Consider the following 12,280-nt stretch of genomic DNA (forward strand, 5'->3'; position numbering starts at 1 on the left):
GGTCCATAAAGGAGATCCAAAGGGGGAGCCTCAGTGCGCAGCACGCGTATGGCCGCCGCAGCGGCGGGAGTTGTCATGCTGGTCGGCGGTCTCAGCGCCTGTAACGGCGGCAAGAGCGACGACAACGCCGGGGGCAGCGGCGGCGGGGCGGGATCGAAGCAGTCGAACCAGTCGCCGCTGGACGCGGCGCTGGCCTCGCTGAAGCAGGCCTCGCAGCAGGTGAACAGCAAGAAGTCCGCGGAGATCGACGGCATCCAGAAGGTCGGGCCGACCACGCGCACCATGAAGGGCGCGATGGACTGGTCGAACGGCATCAACATGACCCTCGACATCACCACGACCGGCGGCCAGCTCATGGGCTCCGGCAAGCCGACGAAGGCGCTCTACACGCCGCAGGCGATGTACATGAACATGGGCATGCCGATGGGCGGCAAGAACTGGATCAAGTACGACTACGAAATGCTGGCGAAGCAGGGCCCGGCCGGCGCCCTGATGAAGGACGCCATGCAGAACAACGACCCCGGTAAGTCGGTGGATCTGCTGATCGCCTCCGGCAAGGTCAAGGAGGCGGGCAAGGAGGACGTCCGCGGCGTCCAGGCCACCCACTACACCGGCACGGTCGACGTGGCCGAGCTGATCAAGATGCAGGCCAAGAGCGTCAGTGCGTCCGACCTGAAGGCGCTGGAGCAGCAGCTGAAGAAGAGCGGCGCGACGACGGAGACCATCGACCTCTGGGTCAGCTCGGACAACCTGCTCGTCAAGAAGCGTGAGCAGATGGACGGCAAGCAGGCGACGGACTCGACGGTCTTCTACTCGCACTACGGCACCAAGGTGACCGTGACGCCGCCGCCGGCGAGCGATGTCATGACGGCTCCCGGCGCCTGAGCGGTGCGGCCGGGAGGGGCGCGGCCGGCGCCCCTCCCGGCCGATTTGCCTGACGCGGGCCGCTCCCGTACCGTATCCGGGAAGCCAAAGACCGCTGGTTGTCTCTGCGCGTCCGATCCCGGGCGTGTGGTGGCCGAAGGATCCGCTAGCTGCGGACGGCCTGCGCAGGTGAATGTGGAAGAACTCCCGGGTGTGAGCCCGGTCGAGTGTCGCCCCGTGCGCCTGCGCCGGGGCGTTTGTTTTGCCCAGCCCCTTCTGCGCGGTCCTCATCACCCGGAAGGAGGCCGAGGCTCATGGCGACGTCCGACAAGATCGCATCCGTTGCAGAGATCACTGAGAAGCTCCGTGACTCCAATGCAGCGGTTGTGACCTCTTACACCGGACTGACTGTGGCACAGCTCAAGCAGCTGCGCCGTTCTCTCGGCGAGAACGCTCAGTACCGTGTGGTGAAGAACACGCTGACCAAGATCGCGGCCCAGGAGGCCGGGATTCAGCTGGACGAGCACCTCAAGGGCTCGACGGCTGTCGCCTTCGTTACCGGTGACCCGGTCGAGGCGGCGAAGGGTCTTCGTGACTTCGCCAAGGAAAACCCGGCTCTCGTCATCAAGGGCGGTGTCCTTGAAGGCAAGGCGCTGTCCGCCGACGAGATCAAGAAGCTTGCGGACCTCGAGTCCCGCGAGGTTCTGCTCGCCAAGCTGGCGGGCGCCATGAAGGGCAAGCAGTCCCAGGCTGCCGCGCTCTTCCAGGCGCTTCCCTCGAAGTTCGTCCGCACCGCGGAGGCGCTTCGTGCCAAGCAGGCCGAGCAGGGCGGTGCCGAGTAATTCGGCTCGCACATTGGCGGCTCTCGTCTAGGTCCGCCTAGGCGGAGACGCCACAGCGGGCCCGACGTACGCCCGCCTCACATGTACATCCGGCACCAGCCGAATTAGTGGAAGGATCGCCCATCATGGCGAAGCTCAGCCAGGAAGACCTGCTCGCGCAGTTCGACGAGATGACCCTCATCGAGCTCTCCGAGTTCGTGAAGGCGTTCGAGGAGCGGTTCGACGTCACCGCTGCCGCCCCGGCCGCCGTCGTCGCCGCCGGTGTCCCCGGTGCCCCGGCCGCCGTCGAGGAGGAGAAGGACGAGTTCGACGTCATCCTCACCGGTGCCGGCGACAAGAAGATCCAGGTCATCAAGGTCGTGCGTGAGCTGACCTCCCTGGGCCTGAAGGAGGCCAAGGACCTCGTGGACGGCACCCCGAAGCCGGTCCTCGAGAAGGTCGCCAAGGACGCCGCCGAGAAGGCCGCCGAGGCCCTCAAGGGCGCCGGCGCCTCCGTCGAGGTCAAGTGACCCCATTGAGTCTCTGACTCACATCCTGAGCACCTGAGGTGTAACGGACACCAAGCCAAGGGCGATCACCCATGCGGGTGGTCGCCCTTCGGCGTGCTCGCCACGGCTGCGTTGCCTCGGGCCGGAGTGCGAGTATGGTGATCTTCGTTGCCCGGACGTGCCCACATGTGACGATCTCCCAGTGGTGGGGGGCCTTGACGAACCGGACGCGGCGCGCAATTCTCGGGACGCGACGCAGAAGCGATCCAGGGTTCGAGGCATGGATCGCCGACGAAGAGGGAAGCATCGGTGTGCGCCACTGGCGCAGGGCTTTCGGCAGGCGCAGGGCATTGAGAAGAACAAACGAGGGGATCCTCCGTCGCGGAGGACGCGACTTCCCGGAGGGAGAAGATCGGTATCACGGTGTTGAACCGGTCTCCGGAAACTCGCCCTGGACATCAGTGGGCCTTGTGGCTACACTGACCCTTTGCGCTGCCTGTTAGCTGCTCCCTGCCCGTCACCAGGGGCATATCCGAGCCCGAGCAAAGCTGGATGATCGGCCCTGACCTGGGCTTTCCCTCAGTCTGCTCGATTCGGGACCGGTACGCGCGTAGTGAGTCCGAGCCCTCGGAAGGACCCCCTCTTGGCCGCCTCGCGCAACGCCTCGACTGCCAATACGAACAACGGCGACAGCACCGCCCCGCTGCGCATCTCTTTTGCGAAGATCAAGGAGCCCCTCGGGGTTCCGAACCTCCTTGCGCTGCAGACCGAAAGCTTCGACTGGCTGCTCGGCAATGCTGCATGGAAGGGTCGCGTCGAGGCTGCGCTGGAGAGTGGGCAGGAAGTCCCCACCAAGTCCGGTCTCGAAGAGATCTTCGAAGAGATCTCCCCGATCGAGGACTTCTCCGGGTCGATGTCGCTGACGTTCCGCGACCACCGCTTCGAGCCCCCGAAGAACTCCATCGACGAGTGCAAGGAGCGCGACTTCACGTACGCCGCCCCGCTCTTCGTCACGGCGGAGTTCACCAACAACGAGACCGGTGAGATCAAGTCCCAGACGGTCTTCATGGGCGACTTCCCGCTCATGACCAACAAGGGAACCTTCGTCATCAACGGCACCGAGCGTGTCGTGGTGTCGCAGCTGGTCCGCTCGCCGGGTGTCTACTTCGACAGCTCCATCGACAAGACGTCCGACAAGGACATCTTCTCCGCCAAGATCATCCCGTCCCGGGGTGCCTGGCTGGAGATGGAGATCGACAAGCGTGACATGGTCGGTGTGCGCATCGACCGCAAGCGCAAGCAGTCCGTGACCGTCCTGCTCAAGGCGCTCGGGTGGACCACCGAGCAGATCCTCGAGGAGTTCGGCGAGTACGAGTCCATGCGCGCCACCCTGGAGAAGGACCACACCCAGGGCCAGGACGACGCGCTGCTCGACATCTACCGCAAGCTGCGCCCGGGCGAGCCGCCGACCCGCGAGGCCGCGCAGACGCTGCTGGAGAACCTCTACTTCAACCCCAAGCGCTACGACCTCGCCAAGGTCGGCCGCTACAAGGTCAACAAGAAGCTCGGCGGCGACGAGCCGCTCGACGCCGGTGTGCTGACCACCGACGACGTCATCGCCACCATCAAGTACCTGGTCAAGCTGCACGCCGGCGAGACCGAGACGATGGGTGAGAGCGGCCGTTCGATCGTCGTCGAGACCGACGACATCGACCACTTCGGCAACCGTCGTCTGCGCAACGTCGGCGAGCTCATCCAGAACCAGGTCCGCACGGGTCTGGCGCGTATGGAGCGCGTCGTGCGCGAGCGCATGACCACCCAGGACGTCGAGGCGATCACGCCGCAGACCCTGATCAACATCCGGCCGGTCGTCGCCTCCATCAAGGAGTTCTTCGGCACCAGCCAGCTGTCCCAGTTCATGGACCAGACCAACCCGCTGTCGGGTCTGACCCACAAGCGCCGTCTGTCGGCGCTGGGCCCGGGTGGTCTCTCCCGTGAGCGGGCCGGCCTGGACGTCCGTGACGTGCACCCGTCGCACTACGGCCGTATGTGCCCGATCGAGACCCCTGAAGGCCCGAACATCGGTCTGATCGGCTCGCTCGCGTCCTACGGTCGCGTGAACGTCTTCGGCTTCATCGAGACCCCGTACCGCAAGGTCGTCGACGGTCAGGTCACCGAGGAGGTGGACTACCTCACCGCAGATGAGGAGGACCGCTTCCTGATCGCACAGGCCAACGCCAAGCTGACCGACGACATGCGGTTCGCCGAGGCGCGTGTGCTGGTCCGCCGCCGTGGTGGCGAGGTCGACCTCGTCCCCGCCGACGAGGTGGACTTCATGGACGTCTCGCCGCGCCAGATGGTGTCGGCCGCGACCGCCATGATCCCGTTCCTCGAGCACGACGACGCCAACCGCGCGCTCATGGGATCGAACATGATGCGCCAGGCCGTTCCGCTGATCAAGGCGGAGTCGCCGCTGGTCGGTACGGGTATGGAGTACCGCTGCGCGGTCGACGCCGGCGACGTCATCAAGGCGGAGAAGGACGGTGTGGTCCAGGAGGTCTCCGCGGACTACATCACCGTCGCCAACGACGACGGCACGTACACCACGTACCGCGTCGCCAAGTTCACCCGCTCCAACCAGGGCACCTCCTTCAACCAGAAGGTCGTCGTGGACGAGGGCGCGCGGGTCATCGAGGGCCAGGTCCTCGCCGACGGTCCGTCCACCGAAGAGGGCGAGATGGCCCTCGGCAAGAACCTGCTCGTCGCGTTCATGCCGTGGGAGGGCCACAACTACGAGGACGCGATCATCCTGTCGCAGCGCCTCGTGCAGGACGACGTCCTCTCCTCGATCCACATCGAGGAGCACGAGGTCGACGCCCGTGACACCAAGCTCGGCCCCGAGGAGATCACCCGGGACATCCCGAACGTCTCCGAGGAGGTCCTCTCCGACCTCGACGAGCGCGGCATCATCCGCATCGGTGCCGAGGTCGTCGCCGGCGACATCCTCGTCGGCAAGGTCACGCCCAAGGGTGAGACCGAGCTGACCCCCGAGGAGCGCCTGCTCCGCGCGATCTTCGGCGAGAAGGCGCGCGAGGTCCGCGACACCTCGCTGAAGGTGCCGCACGGTGAGATCGGCAAGGTCATCGGCGTCCGCGTCTTCGACCGCGAAGAGGGCGACGAGCTGCCCCCGGGCGTGAACCAGCTGGTCCGCGTCTACGTCGCCCAGAAGCGCAAGATCACCGACGGTGACAAGCTCGCCGGCCGTCACGGCAACAAGGGCGTCATCTCGAAGATCCTGCCGGTCGAGGACATGCCGTTCCTGGAGGACGGCACCCCGGTCGACATCATCCTCAACCCGCTGGGTGTCCCGTCCCGAATGAACCCGGGACAGGTCCTGGAGATCCACCTCGGCTGGCTGGCCAGCCAGGGCTGGAAGGTCGAGGGCTCCGAGGACTGGCAGCAGCGTCTGCAGGCGATCGGCGCCGACGACGTCGCGCCGCGTACCAACGTCGCGACCCCGGTCTTCGACGGCGCGCGCGAGGACGAGCTGGCGGGTCTGTTCGACTCGACGCTCCCCAACCGCGACGGCGAGCGGATGGTCAAGGGCTCGGGCAAGGCCCAGCTCTTCGACGGCCGCTCCGGTGAGCCGTTCCCGGACCCGATCTCGGTCGGGTACATGTACATCCTCAAGCTGCACCACCTGGTCGACGACAAGCTGCACGCCCGTTCGACCGGTCCGTACTCGATGATCACCCAGCAGCCGCTGGGTGGTAAGGCTCAGTTCGGTGGTCAGCGGTTCGGTGAGATGGAGGTGTGGGCGCTGGAGGCTTACGGCGCCGCATACGCCCTCCAGGAGCTGCTGACGATCAAGTCCGACGACGTCACCGGCCGCGTGAAGGTCTACGAGGCCATCGTCAAGGGCGAGAACATCCCCGAGCCCGGCATCCCCGAGTCCTTCAAGGTGCTCATCAAGGAGATGCAGTCCCTGTGCCTCAACGTGGAGGTGCTGTCCTCGGACGGCATGTCCATCGAGATGCGCGACACCGACGAGGACGTCTTCCGCGCTGCGGAGGAGCTCGGCATCGACCTGTCCCGGCGCGAGCCGAGCAGCGTCGAAGAGGTCTGACGGGTCTGGCCGGGACCTGCTCGTCACGACAGGCCCCGGCCCCGCCCCGGACCCCGACAGACCATAGAGACACGACCCTGAGAGGGATTGACGCATAGTGCTCGACGTCAACTTCTTCGACGAGCTGCGGATCGGCCTTGCCACCGCTGACGACATCCGTCAGTGGTCCCACGGTGAGGTCAAGAAGCCGGAGACCATCAACTACCGCACCCTCAAGCCCGAAAAGGACGGACTCTTCTGCGAGAAGATCTTCGGTCCCACCCGGGACTGGGAGTGCTACTGCGGTAAGTACAAGCGCGTCCGCTTCAAGGGCATCATCTGCGAGCGCTGCGGCGTCGAGGTCACTCGCGCCAAGGTGCGTCGTGAGCGGATGGGCCACATTGAGCTGGCCGCTCCCGTCACCCACATCTGGTACTTCAAGGGTGTGCCGAGCCGGCTGGGCTACCTGCTGGACCTGGCGCCGAAGGACCTGGAGAAGGTCATCTACTTCGCCGCGTACATGATCACGTACGTGGACGAGGAGCGCCGCACCCGCGATCTGCCCTCGCTGGAGGCCCACGTCTCCGTCGAGCGTCAGCAGATCGAGCAGCGCCGCGACTCCGACCTGGAGGCCCGTGCCAAGAAGCTCGAGACCGACCTGGCCGAGCTGGAGGCCGAGGGCGCCAAGGCGGACGTGCGCCGCAAGGTGCGCGAGGGCGCCGAGCGCGAGATGAAGCAGCTGCGCGACCGTGCGCAGCGCGAGATCGACCGTCTCGACGAGGTCTGGAACCGCTTCAAGAACCTCAAGGTCCAGGACCTGGAGGGCGACGAGCTGCTCTACCGCGAGCTGCGTGACCGCTTCGGCACGTACTTCGACGGTTCCATGGGTGCCGCTGCTCTTCAGAAGCGACTGGAGACCTTCGACCTTGAGGAGGAGGCCGAGCGCCTCCGCGAGATCATCCGTACCGGCAAGGGCCAGAAGAAGACCCGTGCGCTCAAGCGCCTCAAGGTCGTCTCCGCCTTCCTGCAGACCCGCAACAGCCCCAAGGGCATGGTGCTGGACTGCATCCCGGTGATCCCGCCGGACCTGCGTCCGATGGTGCAGCTGGACGGTGGCCGCTTCGCGACCTCCGACCTGAACGACCTGTACCGCCGTGTGATCAACCGCAACAACCGCCTGAAGCGCCTTCTCGACCTCGGTGCGCCCGAGATCATCGTGAACAACGAGAAGCGCATGCTCCAGGAGGCCGTCGACGCGCTCTTCGACAACGGCCGTCGTGGTCGCCCGGTCACGGGCCCCGGCAACCGTCCGCTGAAGTCGCTGTCCGACATGCTCAAGGGCAAGCAGGGTCGCTTCCGTCAGAACCTGCTCGGTAAGCGAGTCGACTACTCGGCGCGTTCCGTCATCGTCGTCGGCCCGCAGCTCAAGCTGCACCAGTGCGGTCTGCCCAAGGCCATGGCGCTGGAGCTCTTCAAGCCGTTCGTGATGAAGCGCCTGGTGGACCTGAACCACGCGCAGAACATCAAGAGCGCCAAGCGCATGGTGGAGCGCGGCCGCACGGTCGTGTACGACGTCCTCGAAGAGGTCATCGCCGAGCACCCGGTTCTGCTGAACCGTGCGCCCACCCTGCACCGCCTCGGCATCCAGGCCTTCGAGCCGCAGCTGGTCGAGGGCAAGGCCATTCAGATCCACCCGCTCGTCTGCACCGCGTTCAACGCGGACTTCGACGGTGACCAGATGGCCGTCCACCTCCCGCTGTCCGCGGAGGCGCAGGCCGAGGCCCGCATCCTGATGCTGTCCTCGAACAACATCCTCAAGCCGGCCGACGGCCGTCCGGTCACCATGCCGACCCAGGACATGGTGCTCGGCCTCTTCTTCCTCACCACGGACGAAGAGGAGCGCGAGGTCAAGGGCGAGGGCCGCTCGTTCTCCTCGGTCTCCGAGGCGATCATGGCCTTCGACGCCCGTGAGCTCTCGCTCCAGGCGAAGGTCGACATCCGCTTCCCGATCGGTACGGTTCCGCCCCGCGGCTGGACCCCGCCGGTGCCGGAGGAGGGTGAGCCCGAGTGGCAGCAGGGTGACAGCTTCCGTCTGCGGACGACGCTGGGCCGTGCGCTCTTCAACGAGCTGCTGCCCGAGGACTACCCGTTCGTCGACTACTCGGTGGGCAAGAAGCAGCTCTCCGCGATCGTCAACGACCTGGCCGAGCGCTACCCGAAGGTCATCGTGGCGGCGACGCTCGACAACCTGAAGGCGTCCGGCTTCCACTGGGCGACCCGTTCCGGCGTCACCGTCGCCGTCTCGGACATCGTCGTTCCGGAGGCCAAGAAGGCCATCGTCGCGGGCTACGAGGCCCAGGACGAGAAGGTCCAGAAGCAGTACGAGCGCGGTCTGATCACCAAGGACGAGCGCACTCAGGAACTGATCAACATCTGGACCAAGGCGACCAACGAGGTCGCCGAGGCGATGAACGAGAACTTCCCCAAGACCAACCCCATCTTCATGATGGTTGACTCGGGTGCCCGAGGAAACATGATGCAGATGCGGCAGATCGCCGGTATGCGTGGTCTGGTGTCGAACGCGAAGAACGAGACCATCCCGCGTCCGATCAAGGCGTCGTTCCGCGAGGGTCTGTCCGTGCTGGAGTACTTCATCTCCACCCACGGTGCCCGTAAGGGTCTGGCGGACACCGCCCTCCGTACCGCCGACTCCGGTTACCTCACCCGTCGTCTGGTCGACGTCTCCCAGGACGTCATCATTCGCGAGGAGGACTGCGGCACCGAGCGCGGCCTCAAGCTGCGGATCGCGACGAAGGGTGCGGACGGCGTCCTGCGCAAGACGGACGACGTCGAGTCCAGCGTCTACGCCCGCATGCTGGCCGAGGACGTCGTCGTCGACGGCAAGGTCGTCGCCCCGGCGAACGTCGACCTCGGTGACGTGCTCATCGACGCACTGGTCAACGCCGGCGTCGAGGAGGTCAAGACCCGCTCGGTCCTGACCTGTGAGTCCGCGGTCGGCACCTGTGCCTTCTGCTACGGCCGCTCGCTGGCCACCGGCAAGCTGGTCGACATCGGTGAGGCGGTCGGCATCATCGCCGCCCAGTCCATCGGTGAGCCCGGTACCCAGCTGACGATGCGTACCTTCCACACCGGTGGTGTGGCCGGTGACGACATCACCCTGGGTCTGCCGCGTGTCGTCGAGCTCTTCGAGGCCCGTACGCCCAAGGGTGTCGCCCCGATCTCGGAGGCGGCCGGCCGCGTCCGGATCGAGGAGACCGAGAAGACCAAGAAGGTCATCGTCACCCCGGACGACGGCAGCGACGAGATGGCTTACGGCGTCTCCAAGCGCGCCCGTCTCCTGGTGGGCGAGGGCGATCACGTCCAGGTCGGCCAGCCGCTGACCGTGGGTGCGATCAACCCGCACGACGTGCTGCGGATCCTCGGCCAGCGCGCCGTCCAGGTCCACCTGGTCGGCGAGGTCCAGAAGGTCTACAACAGCCAGGGCGTGGCGATCCACGACAAGCACATCGAGATCATCATCCGGCAGATGCTGCGCCGTGTGACGATCATCGAGTCCGGCGACGCGGAGCTGCTGCCGGGCGAGCTCGTGGAGCGCACGAAGTTCGAGAGCGAGAACCGTCGTGTCGTGGCGGAAGGCGGCCACCCGGCCTCCGGCCGTCCGCAGCTGATGGGTATCACCAAGGCTTCGCTGGCCACCGAGTCCTGGCTGTCGGCGGCGTCCTTCCAGGAGACGACCAGGGTCCTGACCGACGCGGCGATCAACGCCAAGTCGGACTCCCTGATCGGCCTCAAGGAGAACGTCATCATCGGTAAGCTCATCCCGGCCGGTACGGGCCTGTCCCGCTACCGCAACATCCGGGTCGAGCCCACCGAGGAGGCCAAGGCCGCGATGTACTCGGCCGTCGGTTACGACGACATCGACTACTCGCCCTTCGGCACCGGCTCCGGCCAGGCGGTCCCGCTGGAGGACTACGACTACGGTCCGTACAACCAGTAAGTCCCGACCCGCCGGCTCGACCGGCGGGAACGGCAGCGACAGGGCGGTCACCCTTTACGGGGTGGCCGCCCTGCGGCTTGAGTGCCGTCCGGGGGAACTTGTTCTCCCATCTCTGCGTCTGTGATGAGAAGATGGGCAGAACTGTCGAGCGGGGGGAGGTTCGCGAAGTGGCATTCCAGCCGTGGCAGGGTGGGCAGCACGTTCAGCCGTCGCACCAGGTGCCTGCCATGCGTGCCTCGCACGCCGATCGTGAACGGGCGGTCGATGTGCTCAAGGCGGGGTTCGCCGAGGGGCGGTTGCAGCAGCCGGAGTACGAGCAGCGGCTCGGCCGGGCCTACAAGGCGCAGACCCACGCCGAGCTTCAGATGCTGGTCGCGGACCTCCCGATGGGGCCGGTACCGCAGGCGCAGTTCATGCCGCAGCGACCGGTGGTGCCGGCGACGTTCATGCCGATGCAGATGCCGGCGCCGGTGACGACGAACGGCTCGGCGACCGGCGCGCTGGTCTGCGGGATCATGACGCCGGTGACGTGGGGGCTGACCGCGATCCCGGCCGTCATCCTGGGCCACAAGGCGCGGGCCGAGATCCGCCGCACCGGGGAGCGCGGGGACGGCCAGGCCATCGCCGGGCTGATCCTGGGCTGGCTGGCGATCGGGGGCTGGGCGCTGGTCTTCCTGGTGTGGATCCTCGTAGCGGCGGTCAATCTCTGACCGTGTTGCGGGGCGTTGCGCCTTCTTCCGTAGGGCCGCGGTTCGCACTACGGTGGCCGCAACGCCGTGACGAGTCCGGCGTGTCCTTCGCGTGTGCATTTGTTTTGACCGCAGCCAATGCGGTAGGTACGCTCTGACCTTGTGCCTGGGGTGTCCCTGGGCTGCCGTGCGCGCAATCTCCCTGGGGTCGCTCCCGGGCCGTCAGGCCCAGCGGCCTTCGGCCGGGATGCCATCAGCGCGGAAGCCGGGTTTTGACACCGCAATCTGCCGCCCTTCCCGTTCCAGCGGGGATCGGACTGCAGTATTCGACACACCCGACCGCGTGGGTCGGGGGTTGTTCCAGGTTAGCTTTACCGAGACTGGCACACAGAAACCGGAGAAACGGTGCCTACGATCCAGCAGCTGGTCCGCAAGGGCCGGCAGGACAAGGTCGAGAAGAACAAGACGCCCGCGCTTGAGGGTTCCCCCCAGCGCCGTGGCGTCTGCACGCGTGTTTTCACCACCACCCCGAAGAAGCCGAACTCGGCCCTGCGTAAGGTCGCGCGTGTGCGTCTGACCAGCGGGATCGAGGTCACCGCTTACATTCCGGGTGAGGGCCACAACCTCCAGGAGCACTCGATCGTGCTCGTGCGTGGCGGCCGTGTGAAGGACCTGCCGGGTGTTCGGTACAAGATCATCCGCGGCTCCCTCGACACGCAGGGCGTCAAGAACCGCAAGCAGGCTCGCAGCCGCTACGGCGCCAAGAAGGAGAAGTAAGAATGCCTCGTAAGGGCCCCGCCCCGAAGCGCCCGGTCATCATCGACCCGGTCTACGGCTCTCCTCTGGTGACCTCCCTCATCAACAAGGTTCTGCTGAACGGCAAGCGCTCCACCGCTGAGCGCATCGTTTACGGCGCCATGGAGGGGCTGCGCGAGAAGACCGGCAACGACCCGGTCATCACGCTCAAGCGCGCACTTGAGAACATCAAGCCGACCCTTGAGGTCAAGTCCCGCCGCGTCGGTGGCGCGACCTACCAGGTCCCGGTCGAGGTCAAGCCCGGCCGCGCGGCCACGCTCTCGCTCCGCTGGCTCGTGGGCTACTCCCGCGCCCGCCGCGAGAAGACCATGACCGAGCGCCTCATGAACGAACTGCTCGACGCCTCCAACGGCCTCGGCGCTTCGGTCAAGAAGCGTGAGGACACGCACAAGATGGCCGAGTCCAACAAGGCCTTCGCGCACTACCGCTGGTAGTCGCAACCCACATCGAGACCGAGA

Annotated in this window: 8 protein-coding genes; all 8 read left to right on the forward strand. The window is 66.3% G+C overall.

The window, feature by feature from the left end; genetic code table 11:
• Window positions 1-33 precede the first annotated feature (33 nt).
• Window positions 34-885 (forward strand): hypothetical protein, encoded by an 852-nt coding sequence (locus AB0C96_RS07610; protein ID WP_362914706.1) that lies wholly within the window; start codon window positions 34-36, stop codon window positions 883-885.
• A 293-nt stretch (window positions 886-1,178) separates the two neighbouring features.
• Window positions 1,179-1,706: a 50S ribosomal protein L10 gene (gene rplJ, locus AB0C96_RS07615; RefSeq protein WP_362914708.1), complete on the forward strand. Its 528-nt coding sequence runs from the start codon at window positions 1,179-1,181 to the stop codon at window positions 1,704-1,706.
• A 125-nt stretch (window positions 1,707-1,831) separates the two neighbouring features.
• Window positions 1,832-2,215 (forward strand): 50S ribosomal protein L7/L12, encoded by a 384-nt coding sequence (gene rplL, locus AB0C96_RS07620; RefSeq protein WP_362914710.1) that lies wholly within the window; start codon window positions 1,832-1,834, stop codon window positions 2,213-2,215.
• 622 nt (window positions 2,216-2,837) lie between these two features.
• Window positions 2,838-6,320, forward strand: coding sequence for a DNA-directed RNA polymerase subunit beta (rpoB, locus tag AB0C96_RS07625; protein ID WP_362914712.1), 3,483 nt, complete (start codon window positions 2,838-2,840; stop codon window positions 6,318-6,320).
• A gap of 97 nt (window positions 6,321-6,417) precedes the next feature.
• Window positions 6,418-10,317 (forward strand): DNA-directed RNA polymerase subunit beta', encoded by a 3,900-nt coding sequence (locus tag AB0C96_RS07630; protein ID WP_362914714.1) that lies wholly within the window; start codon window positions 6,418-6,420, stop codon window positions 10,315-10,317.
• Window positions 10,318-10,544: 227 nt separating this feature from the next.
• Window positions 10,545-11,027 carry a DUF1707 and DUF4190 domain-containing protein gene (locus AB0C96_RS07635; RefSeq protein WP_362914716.1) on the forward strand — a complete coding sequence of 161 codons (483 nt, stop codon included), beginning with the start codon at window positions 10,545-10,547 and terminating at the stop codon, window positions 11,025-11,027.
• 384 nt (window positions 11,028-11,411) lie between these two features.
• Window positions 11,412-11,783 carry a 30S ribosomal protein S12 gene (gene rpsL / locus AB0C96_RS07640; RefSeq protein WP_003948652.1) on the forward strand — a complete coding sequence of 124 codons (372 nt, stop codon included), beginning with the start codon at window positions 11,412-11,414 and terminating at the stop codon, window positions 11,781-11,783.
• 2 nt (window positions 11,784-11,785) lie between these two features.
• Window positions 11,786-12,256, forward strand: coding sequence for a 30S ribosomal protein S7 (rpsG, locus tag AB0C96_RS07645; RefSeq protein WP_004571813.1), 471 nt, complete (start codon window positions 11,786-11,788; stop codon window positions 12,254-12,256).
• The last annotated feature ends 24 nt before the right edge of the window (window positions 12,257-12,280 follow it).

The organism is Streptomyces sp. NPDC048506, assembly GCF_040651315.1.
Lineage (GTDB): Bacteria > Actinomycetota > Actinomycetes > Streptomycetales > Streptomycetaceae > Streptomyces.